A 24,458-nucleotide genomic window follows, 5' to 3' on the forward strand; every position below is an offset into this window, starting at 1 on the left:
GCTACTGAGAGTTGCATCCTCGTTGCCTAGTTGCACTGACTCTGCCAATTCACACGCGACACGCATTGCAGTGCGATGCGTGCGGTGTGGTAACCGGGACGGCATCGCGGCCAGAGCCGCTCCTACAAGAGCGGCGCTGGCCGTGCCGACGTCGCCGATACACCCAAAGACCCCCGCCCCGGTAGGAGCGGCCCCGGCCGCGACCTTGTGCGGCCACCCTCAGTGCATCAACACAAGGCATCAACAACGCAGTCGCTCTACGCATCTGGTTTGAATGCGCGCGTCTCGAAACAGGTGCCCCACGCCCGCTCAGCTCCGCATGAACTTGTGCGGCACCCGCATCAACTGCGCATCGCCTCGCACCGCAGCCGCATCACGGTGCTACGCAGGCCTCTTCCTTGCCGCGCAATTTTTCCCAACGCGAACGTTGTTCCAGGCAGCGCTCGTAAGCCTGCTGCTTTGCCGCTTTCGCCTGGTCGGCGGCGGTCCGTGTGGCGCTGCTGCGCGCCGCCTGCAGCTGCGCGATCTTGGCGCGAATCTGCGGCATCACCGCCATTGCAGCGCGCTCGCCTTCCAGGATTGCCGCCGCACGCTGGTTGAAATCGGCCGAGCCGATCTCGTTGACCTTCGGGCGAACGACCACATCGGCACGTTTGAGTTCGGCCTCGCCCAGGCGCTGGCCCATGATCGAAATCGACTGGTTCACCGTGCCCAGCAGGTCGCCCGGATTCTTGCCGCTGGCTTTGCTGGAAATATCCACCGCCACCACGAATTCGGCACCCAACTGGCGCGCCGCATCCACCGGCACCGGGCTGACCACGCCGCCATCGACGAAGTGATAGTGGCCGATGGTCACCGGCTCGAATACGCCCGGGATGCTGCTGGACGCGCGCACCGCCTGGCCGGCATTGCCGCGCACGAATACGGTGCGTTCGCCATCTTCCAGCCGCGTGGCGACCGCCGCGAACGGCTTGCGCAGTTTTTCGATCGGCTTGCCGCCCAGCTGTTCATTGACGTAGTCCTGCAGTTTCTGGCCCTGCACCAGCCCACCGGAAAACAGCCGCACATCGCGGATGCTGGTCTGGTCGAGCGCGACGGCCTTTTCTTGCATTTCGAACGCATCCATGCCGCTTGCATACAACGCGCCCACCACGCTGCCGGCGCTGGTGCCGGACACCACCACCGGTGCGAAGCCGTTGGCCTCGAGCATCTTGATCACCCCGATATGCGCAAAGCCCTTGGCCGCACCGCCACCGAGCGCGACGCCGATCTTGATGGGCTTGGGGGCTGCGGCCGAAGGCGCCTGCACCATCGGCGCCGGTGTCGCCGAGCGCGGCTCGCCCCCGCAGGCGCTTAGCAGCCAGGCCACTGACAGGGACAACAGGACACACTTACTAGGAAAGGCGGTCATGGCGAACGTGCACAGGGCGCGATGTGGACAGCGGCGCAGCATACACGCCGCAGCCCTGGCCGCCCTCTGCATCGGCGACGGGCGACGAGGCGTCGATGCGCAGATATTGCGCGCTGCGCGCACACCTCGCCTGTCATGATGGTATCGGGCGCCCTTGTGTTGGTAGCGTACGGCATGAATTCGGCCAACCCCACAGTTTGCAGAAGCATCATCTTCAATCACGTATCGGCGCGGTTTCCGCTGCGTGCACTGGCGCTGTTCCTGCTGGTAGCCGCATCGCCCTGTCATGCGCTGGACGCGGTAGCGGTCAAGCGGCAGGTCGATGGCATTCTGGATCGAGACTATCCACGGTGGGAGGCCCTATACCGGACCGTACACCAGCATCCCGAACTCGGCTTCGAGGAAACCGCGACTGCGCAACGGCTGGCCAAGGAAATGCGCGCGCTGGGGTTTCAGGTCAGCACGGGCATTGGCCGGACCGGGCTGGTGGCGATGTACCAAAATGGCCCCGGCCCCACGATCATGGTACGTACTGAACTGGATGCGTTGCCGATGCGCGAAACCACGGGGCTGGCGTACGCCAGCGACGTCCATCTGCAGTCCAGGGAACGCGATACCTATGTGGCGCATACCTGCGGTCACGACATTCACATGGCGGCCTGGGTCGGGACGGCCGCAACCTTGGTGCAGCTGCGCGCACAATGGCGCGGCACGCTGATGTTCATCGCCCAACCGGCGGAGGAAAAGGGTCGTGGTGCGCAGGCGATGCTTGACGATGGCCTGTTTGCCCGGTTCGGCAAGCCGGACTACGGCTTTGCGCTGCATGTCGGCCCGGACGCCTACGGCCATGTGTTCTACAAGGCCGGGGCGGTGACTTCCAACTCCGATGCGCTGGAGGTGGTGTTCCAAGGCAAGGGCGGGCACGGCGCGATGCCCGCCGCGACGATCGATCCGATCCTGATCGCCGCACGTTTCGTGGTCGACGTGCAGAGCGTGATCAGTCGCGAAAAAGACCCGGCTGCGTTTGGCGTGGTCAGCATTGGGGCATTCAATGCCGGCACTGCCGGCAACGTCATCCCCGACCGCGCGCAGCTGCGCGGCACCATCCGCAGCCAGGACCCCCAGGTGCGCGACAAGCTGCTCGACGGCGTGCGACGTACTGCGCTGGCCAGCGCGCAGATGGCCGGCGCGCCGGCGCCGCAGATCGCCCTGGGCGAGCGCGGGTCCAGGGCGGTGATCAACGATGCAGCGCTGGCCGAGCGTACCGGGGCGGTGTTCGCGCAGGCGTTCGGGGTCGACGCGGAGCGCCAGCGCGAACCGAGTGCCGCCAGCGAAGACTATTCGGCCTTCGTCGCTGCCGGCGTGCCGTCGTTCTACTTCGGCATCGGTGGACTCGATCCGCAGTGGCTGCAGCAGGCCCGGCAAACGGGCGAGCGCATTCCGGTGAACCATTCGCCGGACTTCGCGCCGGTGCCGCAGCCAAGCATCCGGACCGGCGTGGAAGCGATGACACTGGCGGTGATGAACGTGATGCCGCCGCCGTCCTGATCTCGGTGCGGCCGCGCCGGGATGGTGGTCAGAAGTTGTTATCGCCATCCAGCAAGCGGCCCAGGCCGCCCAGCACCGAGCCTTCGCCGCGCTGTTGGCCACCGGCTTGCGGGGCGGCCTGCAACATGCGGCCGGCCATGCGCGAGAACGGCAGCGATTGCAGCCAGACCTTGCCCGGGCCGGTGAGGGTGGCCAGGAACATGCCTTCGCCGCCGAAGAACATGCTCTTCAGGCCGGCGACACGGCGCACGTCCATGTCCACGCCGGCGTGGTAGGCGACCACGCAGCCGGTGTCCACGTCGATGCGCTCGCCGGGGCCCAACTCGCGTTCGACGACCGTGCCACCTGCATGCACGAACACCCAGCCGTCGCCTTCGAGTTTCTGCATGATGAAACCCTCGCCGCCGAACAGGCCGGTGAGGATCTTGCGCTGGAACGCGATGCCCAGCGACACGCCGCGGGCGCCGGCCAAAAAGCTGTCTTTCTGGCAGATTAGCTGGCCCCCATGTTCGGACAAACGCAGCGCCAGCACCGTGCCCGGGTAGGGTGCGGCGAACGCGACCTTGGCCTTGCCGCTGCCGGCGTGCGTGAACACGGTGGTGAACATGCTTTCGCCGGTGACCACGCGTTTGCCGGCCGACAGCAACTTGCCCATCAGCCCGCCGCCGCCGCTCTGGCCGGCATGCGAGCCATCGCCGAACACGGTGTCCATTTGCACCGCGGCGTCCTTGTACATGAGTGCACCGGCCTCGGCGATGGCGCTTTCGCCCGGGTCCAGCTCGACTTCGACGAACTGCATGTCGTTGCCGACGATGCGGTAGTCGATCTCATCGGCGCGCCCGGCCGCACCGGTCAGCGGTGGCGGCGCGCTGCTGCTGCCCTGCAGCTCGGCCAGCTGACGGGCCGGGGTCCAGCCATCGAGCCCATCGCGCCAGGCCAGCGCATTGGGCTGGCGCTGCGCATGCGCGCGGGCGTTGGCATCGTCGAGCGGGCCGATACGCTCGGCCTGTCCGGGAGTATGGAAATACCACTGCGCCATCGCAACGACTCCTGTCTGTGTGTGCGGCGAGTCTAAGCGCAACCGCGGCAGGTGCGTCCCGTGTCCAAGGTCATGTCTGAAGCGCGTGGTTGGGACGTGGTTGCGGCCCGTCCGGAGCGCTTCGCCGTCGCGATGCCGAGCGTCGGCGAGCAACGCGTGCAAGGACACGGCCTGTGCGCGCTGCGGGTGGGGCTGCCCTTAGTCGCCCACCGTCGCCCAATAACGCTCGCCATCGCGCTGCACTCGCACTGGGCCGTCGAACACCGCCGACAGGCTGGCATCGGTGAGCAGCGCATCGCGCGTGCCATCAGCCACCACCTTGCCGGCGCGCAGCAGGATCACCCGCGCGATCTCCGGCACGATTTCTTCGATGTGATGGGTCACCAGCACCAGCGTGATGCCTTGTTGGGCGAGATGCCGCATCGTGTTGAGCAGGTGCTGGCGCGCGACCAGATCCAACCCGGTGGACGGCTCGTCCAACAGTAGCGCCTGCGGGCGATTGACCAGCGCACGCGCAATCAGCACCCGTCGGGTTTCGCCGGCCGACAACTCGGCAAATTGCCGGTCCACTAGCGGCAATGCGCGCGCCAGCGTCAGCGCTTCGCGCGCGCGTGCACGCATGTCGTCGCTGATCTCGCGATGTGGCGGCACCACGTAGCTGGCGAAGAAGCCCGACAGCACCGCACTTTCCACATCCAGCCCGGGCATGTCGGCCAGATTGACGCTCAGATCGCCGGTGACGATGCCCAATTGCGAGCGCAGACGATCCACCTGCCAGCGCGTTTGTCCCAGCACTTTCACGGCCGGCTGGCCATCGGCACGCGCCAGCGGGTACAGCTCGCGCGTGATCAATTTGATGAAGGACGATTTGCCGCAGCCATTGGGGCCCAGGATCGCAGTGTGCTGCCCCAGCGCGATGCGTAGACGCAGCGCATGCAGAACACGGACCTGGCCGCGCATCACACTGGCTTGGTCGAGTTCGATCAATGGGGTGGCGTTCGCAACGGCAGCGGAATCGGCAGCATTCTCGGTAGCAACAGTCATACGGGCGACATCAGGCGCAATGGGGAGGGAACGTGCGAACCGCTTTAGAAATGTAGGTGCAACTCTACGCATCCGGAGGGTGAAGTTTGCCGCGATCGCCCCCATCATGTCTGCATCACCCCGAGAGCGCTGCTGTGGAGATGCCGATGTTGTCCGAACCGATCATCGACTTTTTGACGTCAGGCGTTGCGGGGCTGGGGGTGTGGGGCATGCTGGCAGTGCTGCTGGTGTTCACCCAGCTCACCATCTTTGCGGTGACCTTGTACCTGCATCGCAGCCAGGCGCATCGCGGTGTGGATTTCCATCCGGTCATTGCGCATTTCTTCCGCTTCTGGACATGGTTAACCACCTCGATGATCACCCGCGAGTGGGTAGCGATCCATCGCAAGCATCACGCCAAGGTCGAGACCGAGGAAGACCCGCATAGCCCGCAGACCAAGGGCATTTCGCAGGTGTTCTGGCGCGGCGTGGAGTTGTACCGCGAGGCACGCACGCAGCGCGCCGATATCGAGCAGTACGGCAAGGGTGCGCCGACCGACTGGATCGAGCGGCATCTGTACACCCCGCATGCCAACGCCGGCCCGATCGCCTTGCTGGTGATCAATTCCTTGTTGTTCGGGTTGCCGGGCATTGCGTTGTGGGCGATCCAGATGGCGTGGATTCCGTTCTGGGCGGCCGGTGTGGTCAACGGCCTCGGTCACTGGTGGGGCTACCGCAATTTCGAATCGGCCGACACCTCCACCAACCTTACGCCGTGGGCGCTGTGGATCGGCGGCGAAGAACTGCACAACAACCATCATGCCTTCCCGAGTTCGGCACGCTTTTCGATGCGGCGTTGGGAGCTGGATATCGGTTGGGTCGCGATTCGTGGCCTGCAGGCACTCGGCCTTGCCAAGGTGTTGCGGGTGGCACCGTCGCTGGATATCCGCCCCAATATCGCCGTGCCCGATGCCGACACGCTCAAGGCGCTGTTGTCGCACCGCTTCCAGGCCATGACCGACTATCAGCGCAACGTGCTCAAGCCGGCGCTGTGCGAAGAAGCGGCCGCCACCGGCGCCAAGCTGCGCGAGTTGCTGCCGCGCCGCCTGCGCAAGGGCCTGGTCGACGACGGGCGCTGGCTCAAGCCGCAGGCACGTGCGCAGTTGCAGACGTGGGTGGCGCAGCGTCCGCGCATGCGCACGCTTGTCGAGTACCGTGCGCGGCTGACGGCCGTGCTGGAAGCGCGCAGCCACGATGCCTCCGAACGGCTCAGGCAGTTGCAGCAGTGGTGCCACGAGGCCGAAGCCAGCGGCAATGCAGCCTTGCAGTCATATGCGGCACGGCTCAAAGGGTATGCGTTAAGTGGTGCGTAACGCGGGTGGCAGGCGCGCCGTGGTGCGTGCACGCGGCGCGTGCGGCGTGATCGTGCGGACTGGGCTGATCGCATGTCTTGCGTCCTTGCCTGCAGTTGCAGCGCATGCCCAGGTGCAGGACAGCCAGCAATATCTGCAACGCATGGACACCGATGGCGATGGACGGGTGAGTCTTGACGAGTATCTGGCCTGGATGAGTTATGCCTTCGACCAGCGCGATACCAATCACGATGGCGTGCTGCAAGGCGATGAACTGCCCGGCCGTCGCGGCAAGCCGATCACCCGCGCGGCGCATCGCGCCACCTTGATCGGGCGTTTCGCGCGGCAGGATGCCAATGGCGATGGTTACCTGAGCGCGCGCGAACTGCTGGCGCCGCCACGCTGATGCGCGCCTTCGCGCGCGTCTGACGCTGCGTTCGGCAAGCTCGGCCGCATGTTCACTCTCGATCAGGTCAGCCGCCGCTACGGCCAAGCCATCGCGCTCGACGCGGTCACGCTGACGTTCGCCAGCGGCGTCACAACTGCGTTGATCGGCCCCAGCGGCGCCGGCAAATCCACCGTGGTGCGCATGCTGGTCGGGCTGGAATGGCCGGACAGCGGCACGGTCGCCTTCGACGGCAGGCCGTTGCAGCGCGCCAACCTGCAGGCGCAGCGGCAGCGCATCGGCTACGTGATCCAGGAGGGCGGCTTGTTTCCGCATCTGGACGCGCGTAGCAACGTGAGCTTGCTGGCACAGACGCTGGGCTGGACGCGTGAGCGCATCACCGCGCGCCTGGAGACGCTATGCGCGCTGTGCCAACTGCCAGCGGACTTGCTGGCGCGTTACCCGGCCGAACTCTCCGGTGGTCAGCGCCAGCGTGTCGGACTGATTCGTGCGCTGATGCTGGACCCGCCGGCCTTGTTGCTGGACGAACCGCTCGGCGCGCTCGACCCCATCGTGCGCTACGACCTGCAGGCGCAGATGCGCGAACTGTTTGCGCAGCTGGGCAAGACCGTGGTGCTGGTGACGCATGACGTCGCCGAAGCCGCCTATCTGGCCGATAGCCTGGTGCTGATGCGCGCTGGCCGCGTCGTGCAGCAGGGCAGTGCGCGCGACTTGCTGGAGCAACCAGCCGATGCGTTCGTGCAGCGCTTTCTCACCGCGCAGCGCAGCATTGGCGATGCCGCATGATGGCGCGCGCGCTCATCGCCGTGGTGTTGCTGATCTGCAGCCTCGGCGTGCAGGCCGCGCAAGTCACCATCGGTTCGAAGAACTTCACCGAAGCGGTGATCCTGGGAGAAATCGCCACCGCCGCCGGCAAGCGCGACGGTGTGGATGTCCAGCACCGCGCTCAGCTCGGTGGCACGCGCATTCTGTGGCGCGCGCTGGAGACCGGACAAATCGATGCGTATGCCGAATACACCGGCACGCTGGCGCAGGAACTGCTGCAACTACCCAACGCCAACCAAGCCGAACTGGGCGCCGCACTCGACGCGCGCGGGCTGGCGATGACCGATTCGCTGGGTTTCCAGAATACCTACGCGTTCGGGATGAAGCGCGAACGTGCGCAGGCGTTGGGCATCGCCGCGTTGTCGGATCTGGCACGGCATCCCACGCTCAAGATCGGTTTGAGCAATGAATTCATGCAGCGTGCCGATGGCTGGCCGGGTGTGCGTGCGGCGTACGCGTTACCGCAGAGCGCGACCGGGCTGGATCACGACCTGGCCTATCGCGCGCTGCAGAGTGGCGCGATCGAAGTTACCGACCTGTACAGCACCGATGCGGAAATTCCGTATTACCAACTGCAGGTGCTGCGCGACGACCAGCATTATTTCCCGGACTACCAGGCGATTTTTCTGTATCGCAAGGATCTGGCGCAACGCTCGCCGGCGATGTTGCAGGCATTGCAGGGGCTGCAAGGACGCATCGATGAAGCCACCATGCAGCGGCTCAACGCACAGGTAAAACTGGAGCGGCAGTCCGAAGCGGCGGTTGCCGCGCATTGGTTGGGCGTCACGCCGGCCTCTGAAACGGACTCGCGTGTGACGCGGTTGCTTGTGCATACGCGCGAGCATCTGGCGTTGGTCGGCAGTTCGTTAGGGCTGGCGTTGCTGCTTGCGCTACCGCTGGGCGTGCTGGCAGCACGGCGTCCACGTCTGGGGCAGGTGGTGTTGTCGTTGACCGGTGTGCTGCAGACGCTGCCGTCGCTGGCAGTGTTCGTTTTCATGATTCCAGTGTTCGGGATCGGCGCAAAACCAGCGATTGCTGCGCTGTTTCTATATAGCCTGCTGCCGATCGTGCGCAACACCCATGCCGGGCTGACCTCAATCCCGCGCGAGCTGCGTCAGACCGCGCACGCCATTGGGTTACCGGCGTGGACACGCCTGTGGCGTGTGGAACTGCCGCTGGCCCGCCGCACGATTGTGGCCGGCATCCAGACCGCCGCGGTGATCAACGTTGGCACCGCCACGCTGGGCGCGCTGATCGGCGCAGGCGGCTACGGCCAACCGATTCTCACCGGTATCCGCCTGGACGATATTGGCTTGATTCTGGAAGGCGCCATTCCCGCCGCCGTGCTCGCGCTGTTGGTGCAGGCGGTGTTCGAAGGACTGGAGCGCTGGGTAACGCCGCGTGGGTTGCGGATGAGTCAGCGGCAGTGACGTGCTGTGGGCATCGGTGGCCGCAGGTGTGATGGACATGGGCACGAATGCCCGTCGAACGAGCCCGCTCCTACAAAGGCTGGCCCAGTGGGCTTGCTAAAGGTCCTGGGCACTGCATCGCTGTTACCACCAACAATTGCGCGGAATCATCACCGGTCAGAGCGCGCTGGCGCGCGATGAAGCTCTACCGGTAATGCCTCATCGCGTGCGTTCGCTGCTACGCATGCCGGGCAACATACGCCAGATGCGCGTTATTAACCCTAGCGCGCCTCTCTCACCTACCCGGAAGCGCTGCAATCACCCGTGACAACGCCTCGTTGGTGACGCTCAAATGCGGCGCGATCCGCAAGCGTCCGTGCCGCCGGGTGCAGATCACACCGAGCGTGCCGAATAGGGTCGCCACTGCGTCCAACGCAGCTGCCGGTGGCCGCAGCGCAGTGAGATGCGGTGCATGACCAGGCGTGCACCAGCTGCCTAGACCACGCGCCTGCAAGGCCGCGTCCCAGTGCGTGGTCAATGCCCCCAACGTGTCCGCGATACCCACCGGCTGCCACGCATTGATCTGCTGCAATGCCACTGTGGCCATCGCGATCCGTAGCGGATCGGCGACTCCGCCGGCATCGAATCGCCGTGCACCGCTGCGATACAGCGGCGCGGTGGCAATCGGAAATTCCCAGCTGCTGCCGGCATCGCGGCCGATCCAGTGTTCTTCGATCGGCAGCCCGTCTGTGCGCCACTGCGGTGCCACCCAGAGCCACGCCAACCCCATCGGCCCGAGCAACCATTTGTGCCCGACGCTGACCACGAAATCCGGTTGCCAGCGCGGTAGATCAGGCGGCAACACGCCCAAGCTTTGGCTCAGATCCAGCACCAGCGCTGCCCCGCGCGCGTGCACGGCGGCGCTGATGCGGTCCAGATCCAGTGCCCGCCCGTCCAGCCAGTACGCATGCGGCAAGCTTGCGATACGCAGCGCAGGGGTCTCGGCAATGGTTTGCAGCACTGCATCGGTCAAGCTGCCATCGGTGCCCGTGGAGACCGCCACAAGATGCGCACCGGCCTCTGCGCAGCGGCGCTGCCAGATCAACAGATTTGAAGGGAATTGCCCTTCCAGCACCAGCACTGCGTCGCCGGGTTGTACGGGCAGATTGCGTGCGGCCGTCGCCAAGCCATGCGCAGCGGATGGCACCATCGCCACCGCGTGGGCATCGCCGTCGAACAGCGCGGCGGCAAGCACGCGCAATTGCTCGATCTGCTGTAACCATGTATCGAATGGCAACCGCCACGGCGCGGCCATCGCATCGACCGCCTGGTGCGCCACCGTCTGCACGGCGCGCAACAATGGACCGCGCGATGCTGCATCCAGATAAGTGACCTCGGCAGGCAGCGCAAATGCGTGATGGCGCTGGCTCCAATCCAGGGGAGTGGGAAGCGTGCTGGACAGAGAAGGCAATGACATTCCAACAGCTTACCGCTGGCTGCCACGCTGCCGACACGGCACGTTCACGGGCGCTCCCCAAGCATATGGGGATGTCTGCACTCTCCCCTCTGCTGGGCCACCACCAGCAACAGCAGTTGACGCTGCTGGAACGCTACGCGCAGACCCGCGCGCTGAGCGATCGTCTCGCCGCACCCTTGAGCGCCGAAGACGCGATGGTGCAGAGCATGCCCGATGCGAGCCCGAGCAAATGGCATCTGGCGCATACCACCTGGTTTTTCGAACGCTTCGTATTGCAAGCCGACCCGGCGTACCGCGTGTTCGACCCGTCCTGGGATTTCCTGTTCAACAGCTACTACCAGAGCGTGGGCCCGATGCATGCGCGCGCGCGGCGCGGGGTGCTGTCGCGCCCCTCGTTGCAGCAGGTGCGCCATTACCGCGCTGCGGTCGATGCGCAGATGCAGCAGCGCCTGCGCGATGGCCTGCTCGATGCGCAGGCTTGCACCATCGTGCAGCTCGGCATCCAGCACGAGCAGCAGCATCAGGAGTTGCTGCTTACCGACATCAAACATGCGTTGTGGAGCAACCCGTTGCAGCCGGCCTATCGTGAGGCGGCAACGCCGCCCGCGGCTGTGGCAAGTACGCTGCGCTGGCATGCGCGCGACGAACAGATTGTCGAGATGGGGGCCGCAGCATGGCCGCAATCGGACACCTTTGCCTACGACAACGAATCGCCGCGCCACCGCGTGCTGGTCGGTGCACATGCGCTGGCAAGCCGCGTCGCGACGAACGCCGAGTTTCAGGAATTCATCGATGCCGGCGGTTATCGCAGCGCCGGTGCCTGGCTCAGCGATGGCTGGGCGATGGTGCAGGCGCAAGGTTGGCAACATCCCTTGTACTGGGATGCCGATGGCCGCGAGTTCACGCTGGACGGTTGGCGCACGCGCGATCCGCATGCGCCGGTCTGCCATTTGAGTTTGTTCGAAGCCGATGCGTTCGCACGCTGGGCCGGCGCGCGCCTGCCCACCGAAGCCGAGTGGGAACAGGCCGCTGCAGGCGTGTCGGTGCAGGGCAATTTCGTCGACAGCGATGCATTGCATCCGCGCGGCGCTGAAGCAGTCGACACCGGTATCCAGCAGCTGTTCGGCGATGTTTGGGAATGGACCGGCAGTGCGTACCTGCCGTATCCAGGCTTTACGCCATGGCCCGGTTCGCTGGGCGAATACAACGGCAAATTCATGAATGCGCAGTGGGTGCTGCGTGGCGGCAGTTGCGCTAGCCCAGCCAGCCACCTGCGTGTCAGTTACCGCAACTTTTTCCCCTCCGATGCACGTTGGCAATTTGCCGGCGTGCGCCTTGCCAAGGATCTGCCTTGAACGCCGCCGCCCATGCCATGCAACGCGCGCACGCTGCGCTGACCGACCTGCGCCCACAGCCGGACGACATCACCGCCGATGCATTGGCGGGGTTGTCGCAAACGCCTAAGACGCTGCCGTCGAAATATTTTTACGATGCGCGCGGCTCGCAGTTGTTCGAAGCCATCACGCAGCAGCCGGAGTATTACCTCACTAGCACCGAGCTGAGTTTGCTGGAAGCCAGCATGACCTCGATCGCGCAGGCGATCGGTGCCGGCGTGCATGTGGTCGAATACGGCAGCGGCAGCGGCCGCAAGACCGAGTTACTGTTGCAGGGCCTGCGCGATGTGGTGGCCTACACGCCGCTGGAAATCTCGCGCACCGCGCTGCTGGAAAGCACCGCGCGGCTGACCCAGCAATTTCCAAAGATCCAGATGTTGCCGGTGTGCACCGACTTCACCAAGCCGTTGCGTCTGCCCGATGCGCAGCGCCCGGCGCGGCGCCACGTGGTGTTCTTTCCCGGCTCCACGTTGGGCAACTTCACCGACGCTGCGGCGATCGAATTGCTGGATGCGATGCGCCAGACCATGGGCAGCGACGGCAGCGCGCTGATCGGCATCGATCTGGACAAGGATGCCGGGCTGATCGAAGCCGCCTACAACGATGCGGCCGGTGTCACCGCCGAGTTCACCCTGAACCTGCTGGCGCGGCTCAACCGCGAGATCGGCAGCAATTTCGATCTGGACGGCTTTCGTCACCACGCGATGTATGCACGTGAGCGCGGCCGCATCGAAACCTTCCTGATCAGCCAACGTGCCCAGCGCGTGCAGGTCGGCGACAAGGACGTTGACTTTGCCGAAGGCGAAGCGATGCAGGTCGAATACAGCTACAAATACACCGATGCGCGCTTTGCCGACCTTGCTGCCGCAGCCGGGCTCAAGGTCACGCATGGCTGGAACGATGCCAAGGATTGGTTCGGCCTGCGCCTTCTGCGTCCACTGTGATCACCCGGGGCAGGCGTGCAGCCGCCCGATGATGCGCAAATTGCCGCGCTGATCCGGCATTTGCTTGCGCAACGGCAGCCTGAGCAATCGATCTGCCCCTCCGAAGTGGCGCGCGCATTGAGCGATGACGCTGCCGTGTGGCGCAACCTTATGCCGCAAGTGCGTGCGGTGGCCGCAGCGGCCGCATGTGCTGGTGTCATTCGTGTCACCCAGCAAGGCAGAACAGTGCAATTGCCTGATGTTCGCGGGCCGATCGCCTGATGCGCGGGCCGCGTTTCGGTTGAGGTTCGGCCTGCGCACTCAGGTCCCGATAGGACGACTTCGCATTGATCCATTGCAGAGCAGATGATCTCGACCCGCTGGTCGAAGATCGGTCGATCTGAAGCTTGGCTGCAGGGCCCTTGTCCGCCCACCATCGCAGGACACGCTGCAAGTACGTCCTTGTAAGCTCCTTGGCGGCATCCATGCCGCCAAAGAGCCCGCGGCGGTGAGCGGGCAAGGACCAGCCAAAGTGGTCGGTGTGTCAGTGCAGGCAACCAGCGAAGTTCGCTCTATGGAATAGACGCGGTCAGCTTGCAGCGCCCGAGCGCGAGGTCGTGCCGCCCTCGTATGGCGAGCTACTCCTTTGAGCCGCCGACCAACAACCTGGTGCGGTGTCCTTGCCGCTTGCGGGACCGTTGGCGGCATGGATGCGGCCATCGAGCCCCATGGACGGGTTTACGGCGTGTCCCGCGAGCGGCGAGGGCGCAGCGCGCTCGATTCAGCACGCTTTGCTCCAATCATTGAGTACATCCGAACGACGCAACGGTTTACCTGCCGCTCGCCTTGCGCCGATAGAGCAAACAGCAAAGCGGCGAAAAGGCCACCTCCTCTTCAGAAAAAGTCGCAACCGTCCGCGCTAAAACGCTCGCCGAGCGCGGCCTCAGGCCGCCTGCACCACATGCAACGCCTTCGGATTGCGCCACTGCGCCAGCAGCGCGGCTTCGCGCGCCTTGGCTTCCTGCAGATGCGCATGTTTGACGTGGCCATAGCCACGGATATGTTCCGGAATGCTGGCAATCTGCGCTGCCAGGCCGACGGTATCGGCATCCAGACGTTCCAGCAGCATCTCGACCGTTGCACTGTAATCGGCAATCAACTGGCGCTCGCCACGCCGCTCTTGGCTGTAGCCGAATACGTCGAGCTTGCCGCCACGCAGGAACTTCAACCGCGCCAGTAGCTTGAAGGCAGTGAACATCCACGGCCCGTATTCGCGTTTGATCACGTTGCCGTGCACATCTTTCTTCGCCAGCAACGGCGGCGCCAGATGGAAGCGCAGCGTGTAGTCGCCTTCAAACTGCTGCTGCAACCGGCGCTGGAAGTCGCCACGCGTGTAGAGCCGCGCCACTTCGTATTCGTCCTTGTAGGCCATCAGTTTGAAGGCGTAACGCGCCACCGCCTCGGTGAGTGCGCTGCTGCCAGGCACGCGCTGCAGCTCGTGTGTGCGCACGCGTTCGACCAGGCTGCGATAACGCTGCGCATAGGCGGCATCCTGGTAGTCGGTCAAGAAACCAACGCGACGCGCGATGGCGTCGTCCAGCGATTGCGCCAGCTGCTCGTCGTCGAGCGGATCGGCCGGTGCAGCGACTTCGCCATGCAGCGTGCTGCCATCGGTCTGCGCCAGCGCACGCGGTGCGCCCTGACCGCTAAGGTCGTGCTCTTCCCAGCTGCCTGGGTCGCGCGCTTGCGGTATGTCGCCGTGCAGGTGTGCAGGCGCGTCGGTGCCGGCCAGACCCGCGGCGCGTTGCACCGCCGGCAGATCGATCGCAGCCAAGCGGCCCCAGGCAAATGCCTGCTGATTCATCGCAACGGCCGCGCCATTGAGCTCGATTGCACGCATCAATGCTGCATGCGACAACGGCACCAACCCGTGTTGCCAAGCGTAGCCGAGCACGAACAGATTGCTGGCGATGGCATCGCCCAGCAACCCAGTTGCCAGCTGCGTGGCATCCAGCAACAACGGCTCCTTGCCACCGAGTGCGGTGCGCACACCGGCGATGATCTCGGCAGCGGGAAACTGCAGATCCGGTTGCGTGGTGAAGCTGCCTGGCATGGCTTCGTAGGTGTTGAGCACCACCTGGGTGCGGCCGTCGCGCACCTTGGACAGCACCCAATAATCGTTGACCACCACCATGTCGCAACCCAGTACCAGGTCGGCTTCGCCGGCAGCGATGCGCACGGCGTGGATGTCGTCAGGCTGGCGTGCGATGCGGATATGCGTGGTCACCGCACCGCCCTTTTGCGCCAGGCCGGTCTGGTCCAGCACCGTGGCGCCCTTGCCTTCCAGATGCCCGGCCATGCCGAGCAGCGCGCCGATCGTCACCACGCCGGTGCCGCCGACGCCGGTGATCAAGATATTCCAGGGCCGCTCCAGCGAGGTGCGCTTGGGCGGTGAGGGAAGCGTGTCCAGCAGCGTGCTGGCATCGCGCCGCTTACCCTTGCGCGGCGCGCCGCCATGCACAGTGACAAAGCTCGGGCAGAAGCCAGAAACGCAGGAATAATCCTTGTTGCAATTGGATTGATCGATCTGCCGCTTGCGCCCGAATTCGGTTTCTTTCGGCAACACCGACACGCAGAAACTTTTCTCGCCGCAATCGCCGCAGCCTTCGCACACCAGCGAATTGATCATCACGCGCTTGGGCGGATCGATCAGTTTGCCGCGCTTGCGACGGCGGCGTTTTTCGGTGGCGCAGGTCTGGTCGAAGATCAGGATCGACACGCCTTTGACGGTGCGCAGATGCTGCTGCACCGCATCCAGCTCAGCACGATCGTGAAACGCGACCTCGGCAGGAAACAGGTCGCGTCGCCGCGTCCACTTGCCGATGTCGTCGCTGACCACCGCAATGTCGTGGATGCCTTCGGCGCGCAGTTGATGCGCGATGTCCGGCACGGTGAGCGTGCCGTCCACCGGCTGGCCGCCGGTCATCGCCACCGCATCGTTGTAGAGAATCTTGTAGGTGATGTTGACCCCGGTGGCGACCGACTGCCGGATCGCCAACGAGCCACTGTGGAAATAGGTGCCATCGCCCAGGTTCTGGAACACATGCGGTGTATCGGTGAACGGCGCTTGCCCCGACCATGTCACGCCTTCGCCGCCCATGTGGGTGAAGGTGTCGGTGGCGCGATTCATCCAGGTCACCATGTAGTGGCAACCGATACCGCCCAGCGCGCGCGAGCCTTCCGGCACTGCGGTGGAGGTGTTGTGCGGACAGCCCGAGCAGTAATGCGGCACGCGCGGGAATTGCGCGCGCGGCAAGGCCATTTCCGTTTCCTTGGCATCCATCCAGCGCAGACGCTGTTCGATCGAATCGGTATTGATCGTGCTCGATTGCAGCAGGGGCTGGATGCGCCTGGCGATCACCCCCGCAATGGTTGCCGGCGTCAGCTCGCCGGTGGAGGGCAAGATCCACGCGCCCTGCTCATCGTACTTGCCGACAATGCTCGGCCGCGCGCCGGCACTGACCGGCCAGTTGTAGAACAGCTCCTTCATCTGGCGCTCGATGAAAGCCTTTTTCTCTTCCACCACCACAATGTCTTCCAGACCCTGCGCAAATGCGCTGATGCCCACCGGCTCCAGCGGCCAGCTCATGCCGACCTTGTACACGCGGATGCCGATCTGCGCGCAAGCCTGCGCGTCCAGGCCCAGGTATTCCAGCGCCTGCAGCACGTCCAGATAGCTCTTGCCGGTGGTCACGATGCCCAAGCGTGCGTGCGGCGAATCCAGCACCACCTTGTCGATGTGGTTTGCTCGTGCGAAGGCTTGCGCTGCGGCAATCGCATACCGGTGCAGGCGCATCTCCTGATCTACCGGCGGGTCTGGCCAACGGATGCTCAAACCGCCCGGCGGCAGTGCGAAATCCTCTGGCAGCACGATCGTGCGTGCGAACGGATTGATGTCCACCGACGCGGACGATTCCACCGTTTCGGCAATCGTCTTGAAGCCGATCCAGCGCCCGGTGTAGCGGCTCATCGCCCAGCCCAGCAGGCCCATGTCCAGGATGTCCTGCACCCCGGCGGGGTTGAGGATGGGCATCATCGCGCTGACGAATTCCTCTTCCGACCCATGCGGCAGGGTCGAGCTGCGGCAGGCATGGTCGTCAGCGGCCAGCGCCAGCACGCCGCCGAAGGGAGAAGTGCCGGCGGCATTGCCGTGCTTGAACACGTCGCCGCTGCGGTCCACGCCCGGGCCTTTGCCGTACCACATGCCGTACACGCCCTGCACTTTCGCGCCGGGGAACAGGTTTGTCTGCTGGGTGCCCCACACCATGGTGGCGGCCAGGTCCTCGTTGAGGCCGGGAGTGAACGTGACCTTGGCCGCGTCGAGGTGTTTGCGCGCACGCCACAGTTCCAGGTCCAGCCCGCCGAGCGGGCTGCCACGATAGCCACTGATGAAGCCGGCGGTTTGCAGCCCGGCGGCGTCATCGCGCAGCCGCTGCAGCAGCGGCAGCCGCACCAGCGCCTGCACACCAGACAGGTAGATGCGCCCATCGGTGCGCGTGTACTTGTGGTCCAGCGTGTAATCCGTATCCACCTGGCCGAGCTTCGGCGTGTTGGCAGAGTCGGGAGAAGAAAGCGCAGCGGTACTGGTCATGGCGTGCCCGGAAAGGTGGCTGGGCCCCGGTGCGTGTCATCTGAAACTATCTGACGCACCCGACGGATTCCAAAACGGCGGCGCAAAGTGTAACAGTCAGCTTTCACGCACCCGTCCCCGTGCGGATGCGCAGCCGACGCGCTGCAGGTAGGATGGGGACGGGAAGGAGTCGTTTGCTGTCAGGGGAAAATACAGTGAAAAGGAAATACGCGTGGGCCGCTCTGGCCCTGCTCGGAGGGGTGTGGTCGTTGGCGCAGGCGCAGAGCCTGCCCAAGCCCAAAGAGTTCTATTTCGACGAAGACCGCAGCACAACCAAGGCCGTGGTCGCCGTACAAGGCCAGGGCGATGCAGTCGTCGATCGGCTTGCGGCGATGGTGCAGCGTGATGCCCGTGCGGCCGATCCGCGCGCGCAGCTGGCGTCGCTGGCCTACGCCGGCGGGCGCACGCAGTTAGGTGATGAGCTCTACCAAGGCGCGCTGGCGCTGGTCTCCAACGGCAGCCAGCAGTACCGGGCCATTACCTGGAACTACGGATGGGATCTGCTGCGTGCCGACCAGCCTGACAAGGCGCTGCAGCAATGGGCCAACCTGGCCAACGGCCGTCCGGCGACGGCGGCCTGGTTGCCGACGACGGCTGCACTCGCGCTCTGGCGCACAGGGCGCAAGCAGGAGGCGGTCGAGTGGTATGCGGCAGCCGTGCGCACCTGGCCCGACCTTTGGAGCAGCACCGCCAACTACGCAACACTGTTGCCGGAATGGCGCGAAGCAGAGCGCGCCACCCTGGCCGAGGTCTTTGCCGCCTGGCAGGCCAAGCCGCCCGCGTTTCCGTAACCGCCGTGCCGCGCTGCGGGGATCTCCTGCAGCGCGGGTTGTGCACCGGATCGACGGGTTGCCGTGTACCTGATGGCTCGCTATCGATCTGGTGCGTTGCCTGCCGCTTACCTGCAGCGAAGGCTGGTAACATCGATCCGCTAGCTCAGTGAAAGGCTGATCAGGTCTGCGCCTGATCGCGCAATCACGGCTGAGAACTTTGGCTTCCTGACATTGTGAGGTCGATGCGTGAGATGCAGCGCATTGGTCTGCAGCTTTCTGCAGGGCCCTTGCCGCCTACCATCGCAGGGCACGCTGCAAGTACGTCCCTGTAAGCTCCGTGGCTGCATCCATGCCGCCAAGGGTCCCGCGACGGTGAGCGGGCAAGGACCAATTGAGATGGTCGGTGTGTGAGTGCGGGCGACAGGTGGCGCTTGCTAGTTATGTAAACAAGCGCGGCCAGCTTGCAGCGCCCAAGCGCGAAGCCGCACTGCCTCCGCACCATGAGCAGCTTCTATAAATCCACCGACCAACTGTCTAGTGCGGTGTCCTCGCCGCTTGCGGCATGGATGCCGCCATCGGTCCCCCATGGACGGGTTCAAGGCGCGTCCCGCGAGCGTGAGGCCACCGCGCACTCGACGCTGTGGGTCTGCTGCAGGGCCTTGTCCGCTGAGCATCGCCAGACACGTTGCAAGGATGCGCTTGTCCAACTAACTGGCTGGAGCGATAAGGGCATCGCCCCTTCGATATGCTGGCTTCCGCATAGCCAAACAATGCCGTTGGAGCTTCACGGTGACCGGAGCTTGGGTGGCGTGCGCCTCGCATCAGCCAAGCCAACAGATTCAACGATGCGCGCCACGCACGCTATGCGATCCTGTGCATCGCTTTCCAACGGACACGATCACGCATGGCGGTAGATGCATTTGCCTTGATTCTGGCCATGTTGGGGCTGGGTCTGTTGTTCGCCCGCCTGCGGGTATTGCCGGACAACAGCGCCGATGTGCTCAACCGCATCGTGCTGTACATCTGCCTGCCGGCGTCGGTGCTGACCTATGTCCCGCGCCTGCATCTGGACGCCTCGCTGGGCGGGGTGATTGCCACGCCGTGGTTGCTCACCGCCATCATCGTGCCGTTGCTGTGGGGCTGCAGCCGCCTGCTGCGCGTCGGCCGCGCCGAATACGCCGCGCTGCTGATGTGCGTGGTGTTCACCAACTCCAGCTTTATCGGTTTTCCGATGGTGCGCGCGCTGCTCGGCGATCACGCGTTGCCGTATGCAGTGGTCTACGACCAGTTCGGCACCTTCGTGCTGCTGTCCACGTTCGGGCTGTACGTGCTGGCCCGCTACAGCGGCGATACCCCGCCAACCGCGCGGCTGATCCTGATGCGGGTGCTGCAGTTCCCGCCCTTGTGGGCGCTGCTGTTCGCCTTGACGCTGATGCCCGAGCAACCGCCGAACTGGATTGGCTCCGGCCTCAAGAACCTTTCCGATGCGATGTTGCCGCTGGTGATGCTGTCGGTGGGTTTTTCGCTGCAGCTGCGCCTGCCTGCGGACGAACTCAAGCCGCTGGCCGTGGGCCTGGTGTTCAAGCTGTTGCTGATGCCGGTCCTGGCCTTGCCGCTGTCCTGGGCGCTCGGCCTGCACGGGCAGATGCTGCAGACCACTGTGCTCGAATCGGCGATGCCCACCATGATCACCGCCGCCGCGCTGGCCATTTCGCACCGGCTGGCGCCACGTCTGGCTGCAGCGATGGTTGGCTACAGCATTCTGTTGTCGTTGCTGACGCTGCCGGCGTGGGCCTGGCTGCTGGCGTGGTTGGTGGCGTAAGGCTGCGGCACTGATATCCGTTAGAGGCAGCAGGACAGCAGCAGTGCTGCCCGCATGCGCTTGCGCCCGTCCCTTGGGTAACTTGGGTAAAGGGCGAGGCCCGATACCACTGCCATGCTGCATTGCGACGACGCCATCGCCCATGCAATGCACCCCTGCATTTGGGCAACACGTGTAGATGATCTTGCGCTGGGTGAGAGGTGTGTAGCCATTGCCTTGCGCACGTGCGGCACAAGGCGTTTGCGGCCATCTGCTGGAGGTCGGCGCTGTCTTTGCCTATACAACATCAACGCGTTTAACAGGTTTCGACTACTTCCTCACCTTGCCGCGGTGTACGCTGCCGGCTTGCTCCCGGAAGCGAGGCGTGCATGAAGACAGTTCTGGTGGCCGCCTCCAAAGGCGGCGTCGGCAAGACCACGATCGCCACCAATCTGGCCGCGCATGCGGCGTTGCAAGGCCAGCGCACCGTGCTGGCAGATGCCGATCCGCAAGGCTCGTCCACCCGCTGGGCACAGCGCCGCGCCAGCCTGGAGAGTGCGGTACTGCCGATTGACGCCACCAAGCGCCGCAGCTGGCAGGCAGCCGTGCCGGACGGCACCGATACCCTCATCATCGATGCGCCGGCCGGAGCGATGGCCGACGATCTGGGCGGATTCCTCGACCATGTCGATGCCATCGTGGTGCCGGTGTTGTCCTCGGCGCTGGATATCGAAGCGGTGGTCGGCTTTCTCAACACGCTGGCCAAGGTGCCGCGTGTGCACCAGCGCAAGCTGCCGGTGGGCCTGGTGCTCAATCGCGCCCGCCCCTGGACCCAAACCTCGCAACAGGCCGCCGACATGATCGGCAACTGGCCGTACCCGCTGGTGACCCAACTGCGCGACACCCAGGCCTATGTAGTGATGGCCGGGCTGGGACGCAGCTTGTTCGATTACCGCTCGGCGCAGGTGCGCGACCATCAACAGGACTGGGAGCCGCTGTTCAAGTGGCTCAAGAAGTCCTAGAACCGGAAAGTTCCTATGCGCGAATTGATCTTGTTGCGACACGCCCACGCCGAACCGGCCGATACCGGCCAGGCCGATTTTGATCGCCCGCTGTCGCCGCACGGCATCGCTGAGGCTGAAGCGGCCGGGCGTTGGCTGCGCGAGCAGCGGCTGGTGCCCGACCGGGTGCTGTGCTCGCCGGCCCGGCGCGCCCGAGAAACCCTGGAAGCGGTGCTCGAGCTCACCGGCTATATCGAACAACGGCTGGACGAACGCATCTATGAGGCCACACCCGGCACCCTGGCCAGCCTGGTGGACGAACATCGCGAGGCCGAGCGACTGCTGCTGGTCGGCCACAACCCTGGCCTGGAACGGCTGGCGGCGCTGATGCACAGCGGGCAGACCGGCGATTACCGCGGCATGCCCACCGCCTCGATCGCGTTGCTGGCCTTGCCGCTGGACGCCACCATCGAGCCGGGCATCGCCCGCCTGACCGCCTTCTGGTGGCCTTGATCCGTGTCATCGTCGCTGCGCTGGTACGCCTGGCTCGCGCTCTGGGTCGTGTTCCCCTGCATGGCGCAGCAGAAGGTGCAGTCCATCGACCCGGCCCAATCGCGCTTCGGGTTCGAGATCAAGACGCGCTTCGGAATGAAGATCGAGGGGTTTTTCCCGCGTTTTCGCGGTGACGTGGTGACCTTGGCCGACGGGCGTCAGCAGGTGCGCTTCCGGCTGGACGCCACTCAGGTGGAGATCCCCGGCAAGGACCGCTACACCAGCTGGATGCGCGGGGAAGATTTTTTCGACGTTGCGCAGTACCCGGTCGTCGAATTCGAGTCGCTGCCGTATGTCGACGAAGTGGTGAAGCAGGGTGGCGACATCGTCGGCAACCTGACCATCCGCGGAATCACCCATCTGGAAACGCTGCATGTGGTGCCGGCCGAATGCACGCGGCCGGGCTATGATTGCGACGTGATCAGTCGAGGAACGGTCCTGCGTGGACGTTACGGAATGAATGCGTGGCAGATGGCCCTGGGCGACAGGGTGACGTTCATTCTGCGTGGGCGCCTGCAGGAGGCGCGGCGCCCGTGAAGTACCTGTTGAGGGTGTGCGTGCTGGCAACGTTGTTGCTCGGCACCGGATGCGCCAGCCTGTCGCAAACCGAACGCAACCGTGCCGCCGGCGTCGCCGCTGCGGCACGCAGCACCGTGGTGGATTGCACCCAGGCCAATCGCTGCGCGCAGCCGTCGCCGCTGCGCGCGCTGGGCGGCGAGGCGATCACTGCCTCCACACCAGCGGCGCCGCGGCATTACGCCACCATCGTCGACCACGGCGAAGAATCGCTGGTGGCCCGGCTCAACCTGATCCGCAGCGCCACCCGCAGCGTTGACCTGCAGACCTACATCTTCGACAAGGACGACAGTGCGCGCATGATCATGGACGCGCTGATGGATGCCGCACAACGCGGCGTCAAGGTGCGCATCCTGATCGATCAGCTGTCGGCGATCACCGATCTGCAGATTCTCGGTGCGCTGGCCAGCAGTCACGAAAACCTGCAGCTGCGCATCTACAACCCCACCTTCGGCAAGGTCAAACTCAACTACTTCGACTATGCCGGCAGCGTGCTGTGCTGCTTCCGCCGCTTCAACCAGCGCATGCACAACAAGCTGCTGGTGGTGGACGACGTGCTCGGCGTGGTTGGCGGGCGCAATTACCAGGACGACTATTACGACTGGGACAGCGAGTACAACTTCCGCGACCGCGACGTGATTCTGGCCGGGCCGGAAGTGCGCGCCATGGCCGCCAATTTCGATGCGTTCTGGCGCGCCCGGCGCAGCGTCCCGGCCGAGCGTCTGAACGATGTCGGGCGCCTGCTGCTGGAGCAGGGCGTGCCGACGATGCCGCCGGCCGAGTTCCGCCGGCCCGACCGGGTGGCGCGGGTGGATCACGAAGCGCGCGATGCGCAATTCGTACGCGAGGCTTTCGTGACCCCGGCCATACCGGTGCAGCACGTGCTGTATGTGGCCGATCTGCCACAAAAACACCGCAAGGAACATGCGGCCAAGGCGGTTTCCACAGCGCCGGAACTGGATGGCCTGATTGCCGGCGCGCAGCAGGAAGTGCTGCTGCAGACGCCGTACTTGGTGTTGTCCGACCAGGCGCAGGCGATCTTCCGCACGTTGCGCAAACACCCGCAGCCGCCGCGCATCGTGGTGTCGACCAATAGCCTGGCGGCCACCGACAATCCCATCGTGTATGCGCTGTCTTACAAGTTCAAACGCCGCAACATGCGCGAGCTGGGCTTCAATGTGTACGAGTTCAAGCCATTCCCGCTGGATGCGCCGGTGGATTACGCTAATCTGGTGCCGGATCCGCTCAACCCTGCTTCCGAAATCAATCAAGACAGCCGCAACAATCGCCTGATCGGCGGCAGCGCAGCGGGCAATGCGATGCGCGGCAGCAGCGGTGCAGATGGGAACACAAGCGCAAGTGCTGGCAGCGTGTTACGCGGCAGCAGTGGCAGTGGTCGTACACCGGGCGGCAGCGAGGTCGATCGGCGCGTGCTGCGTACCGAAACGCGGCCCTCGTTCCTGGGCACGCGCGCAGTCAACAAGCCGCTGCCGGTGACCCGCGCCGGTGCGCGCATGGGCTTGCATGCCAAGTCGCTGGTGGTGGATCGCCGGATCGGCGTGATCGGCACGCACAACTTCGACCCGCGCAGCGAGAACTACAACACCGAAGCGGCCGTGGTGATCGACGACCCGCGCTTTGCGCAGGCGCTGGCCGCCAGCATCGAACGCGATATGTCTCCGGAAAATGCCTGGACGGTGGCCCCGCGCGAAAAACCGCCGGTGCTGAGCGGGTTGAACTACAGCGTGGGAAAGGTCTCCGAAGCCTTGCCGGTGCTGGACTTCTGGCCGTGGCGCTACGCTACCAATTACCAGTTCCAGCCCGGCCCGGATTGCCCGTTCCCGCTCAAGCGCCAGGACCCGCAGTTCCGCAAGTGCTATGTAGCGGTGGGCGACTTCCCGGAGGTCAATGTCGGCCCGAAATGGCTGCTGGTTCGCATGCTCACCGCCTTCGGCGCCGGACTGGTGCCGATTCTTTGATCGGCTGATGCGTTGCACTGGTGAAGACAGTTTGATGCAAGATGTTGCGCTCTATTGCCGGTAGATCCTCGTAGATGTGCGCAGGTTGCTAAGAGTCGGTACGTAATAAGAGCAGCGCTGAGAAGTTGCACCCGTCGCAGACGGATTTGTTCAACGCATCGCATCATCGCTGCTGGCTGTTGGCATCCAGCCGCATTGCAACGTTGCATCGCACGCCAGACACCTGGATGCTCTTGCGATTCCCGATTCCCGATTCCCGATTCCCGATTCCCGATTCCC

At 64.8% G+C, this 24,458-nt stretch carries 18 protein-coding genes and 1 pseudogene; 14 read left to right on the plus strand and 5 right to left on the minus strand.

What is annotated here, in order from left to right; translation table 11 throughout:
- Window positions 1–373: 373 nt before the first annotated feature.
- Window positions 374–1,411: a patatin-like phospholipase family protein gene (locus KWO_RS00630; RefSeq protein WP_017113217.1), complete on the minus strand. Its 1,038-nt coding sequence runs from the start codon at window positions 1,409–1,411 to the stop codon at window positions 374–376.
- Window positions 1,412–1,546: 135 nt separating this feature from the next.
- Between KWO_RS00630 and KWO_RS00635 the strand changes: the two genes are divergently transcribed.
- Window positions 1,547–2,959: an amidohydrolase gene (locus KWO_RS00635; RefSeq protein ID WP_010370743.1), complete on the plus strand. Its 1,413-nt coding sequence runs from the start codon at window positions 1,547–1,549 to the stop codon at window positions 2,957–2,959.
- 28 nt (window positions 2,960–2,987) lie between these two features.
- Here KWO_RS00635 and KWO_RS00640 read toward each other — a convergent pair whose 3' ends face one another.
- Window positions 2,988–3,998: a TIGR00266 family protein gene (locus KWO_RS00640; RefSeq protein WP_010370738.1), complete on the minus strand. Its 1,011-nt coding sequence runs from the start codon at window positions 3,996–3,998 to the stop codon at window positions 2,988–2,990.
- Between the two features lie 198 nt (window positions 3,999–4,196).
- Window positions 4,197–5,042 carry an ABC transporter ATP-binding protein gene (locus KWO_RS00645; RefSeq protein WP_010379810.1) on the minus strand — a complete coding sequence of 282 codons (846 nt, stop codon included), beginning with the start codon at window positions 5,040–5,042 and terminating at the stop codon, window positions 4,197–4,199.
- 146 nt (window positions 5,043–5,188) lie between these two features.
- On the opposite strand from KWO_RS00645, the gene KWO_RS00650 reads away from it, so the two are divergent.
- The 4 genes from KWO_RS00650 (at window position 5,189) to KWO_RS00665 (ending at window position 9,034) form a co-directional block, all read left to right on the plus strand.
- Window positions 5,189–6,394 (plus strand): DesA family fatty acid desaturase, encoded by a 1,206-nt coding sequence (locus tag KWO_RS00650; RefSeq protein WP_010379811.1) that lies wholly within the window; start codon window positions 5,189–5,191, stop codon window positions 6,392–6,394.
- A 142-nt stretch (window positions 6,395–6,536) separates the two neighbouring features.
- Window positions 6,537–6,779: an EF-hand domain-containing protein gene (locus KWO_RS23480; RefSeq protein ID WP_425478880.1), complete on the plus strand. Its 243-nt coding sequence runs from the start codon at window positions 6,537–6,539 to the stop codon at window positions 6,777–6,779.
- Between the two features lie 48 nt (window positions 6,780–6,827).
- Window positions 6,828–7,565, plus strand: a complete 738-nt coding sequence (locus KWO_RS00660) for an ATP-binding cassette domain-containing protein (RefSeq protein ID WP_010379813.1) — start codon at window positions 6,828–6,830, stop codon at window positions 7,563–7,565.
- A complete protein-coding gene (locus KWO_RS00665) occupies window positions 7,562–9,034 on the plus strand; it encodes an ABC transporter permease/substrate-binding protein (protein ID WP_010379814.1) in 1,473 nt (490 codons plus the stop codon). Before KWO_RS00660 ends, KWO_RS00665 begins: the two co-directional genes overlap by 4 nt.
- Window positions 9,035–9,308: 274 nt before the next feature.
- Here KWO_RS00665 and KWO_RS00670 read toward each other — a convergent pair whose 3' ends face one another.
- Window positions 9,309–10,490, minus strand: a complete 1,182-nt coding sequence (locus KWO_RS00670) for an aminotransferase class V-fold PLP-dependent enzyme (protein ID WP_010379815.1) — start codon at window positions 10,488–10,490, stop codon at window positions 9,309–9,311.
- 65 nt (window positions 10,491–10,555) lie between these two features.
- Here KWO_RS00670 and egtB point away from each other — a divergent pair, with 65 nt between their 5' ends.
- The 3 genes and pseudogenes from egtB to KWO_RS00685 all read left to right on the plus strand — a co-directional run bounded on the left by egtB (window position 10,556) and on the right by KWO_RS00685 (window position 13,112).
- Window positions 10,556–11,845: an ergothioneine biosynthesis protein EgtB gene (egtB, locus tag KWO_RS00675; RefSeq protein ID WP_017113554.1), complete on the plus strand. Its 1,290-nt coding sequence runs from the start codon at window positions 10,556–10,558 to the stop codon at window positions 11,843–11,845.
- A complete protein-coding gene (gene egtD, locus KWO_RS00680) occupies window positions 11,842–12,828 on the plus strand; it encodes an L-histidine N(alpha)-methyltransferase (protein WP_017113214.1) in 987 nt (328 codons plus the stop codon). Before egtB ends, egtD begins: the two co-directional genes overlap by 4 nt.
- Before the next feature lie 15 nt (window positions 12,829–12,843).
- A pseudogene (locus tag KWO_RS00685) lies at window positions 12,844–13,112 on the plus strand (DUF3253 domain-containing protein).
- Window positions 13,113–13,750: 638 nt separating this feature from the next.
- Here the strand turns inward: KWO_RS00685 and KWO_RS00695 are convergent.
- On the minus strand, window positions 13,751–17,458 hold the full coding sequence (locus KWO_RS00695; RefSeq protein ID WP_017113213.1) for an indolepyruvate ferredoxin oxidoreductase family protein: 3,708 nt from the start codon (window positions 17,456–17,458) through the stop codon (window positions 13,751–13,753).
- A gap of 194 nt (window positions 17,459–17,652) precedes the next feature.
- Here KWO_RS00695 and KWO_RS00700 point away from each other — a divergent pair, with 194 nt between their 5' ends.
- From KWO_RS00700 to KWO_RS00730, 6 genes are all read left to right on the plus strand, one after another.
- Entirely contained in the window at window positions 17,653–18,288 is a 636-nt protein-coding gene (locus KWO_RS00700) for a tetratricopeptide repeat protein (RefSeq protein ID WP_017113212.1), read from the plus strand.
- Window positions 18,289–19,174: 886 nt separating this feature from the next.
- Window positions 19,175–20,092 (plus strand): AEC family transporter, encoded by a 918-nt coding sequence (locus KWO_RS00710; protein WP_010370693.1) that lies wholly within the window; start codon window positions 19,175–19,177, stop codon window positions 20,090–20,092.
- Between the two features lie 368 nt (window positions 20,093–20,460).
- The gene (locus KWO_RS00715) at window positions 20,461–21,093 is read left to right on the plus strand and encodes a ParA family protein (protein WP_010379822.1); all 633 of its coding nucleotides are present in this window, start codon (window positions 20,461–20,463) and stop codon (window positions 21,091–21,093) included.
- A gap of 15 nt (window positions 21,094–21,108) precedes the next feature.
- On the plus strand, window positions 21,109–21,585 hold the full coding sequence (locus KWO_RS00720; protein ID WP_003488452.1) for a SixA phosphatase family protein: 477 nt from the start codon (window positions 21,109–21,111) through the stop codon (window positions 21,583–21,585).
- Between the two features lie 3 nt (window positions 21,586–21,588).
- Window positions 21,589–22,161 carry a YceI family protein gene (locus KWO_RS00725; RefSeq protein ID WP_008571534.1) on the plus strand — a complete coding sequence of 191 codons (573 nt, stop codon included), beginning with the start codon at window positions 21,589–21,591 and terminating at the stop codon, window positions 22,159–22,161.
- Window positions 22,158–24,179, plus strand: a complete 2,022-nt coding sequence (locus KWO_RS00730) for a phospholipase D family protein (RefSeq protein ID WP_010379823.1) — start codon at window positions 22,158–22,160, stop codon at window positions 24,177–24,179. Before KWO_RS00725 ends, KWO_RS00730 begins: the two co-directional genes overlap by 4 nt.
- Window positions 24,180–24,458: the final 279 nt, after the last annotated feature.

Source organism: Xanthomonas vasicola pv. musacearum NCPPB 4379, assembly GCF_000277895.2.
Taxonomy (GTDB): Bacteria; Pseudomonadota; Gammaproteobacteria; order Xanthomonadales; family Xanthomonadaceae; genus Xanthomonas; species Xanthomonas vasicola.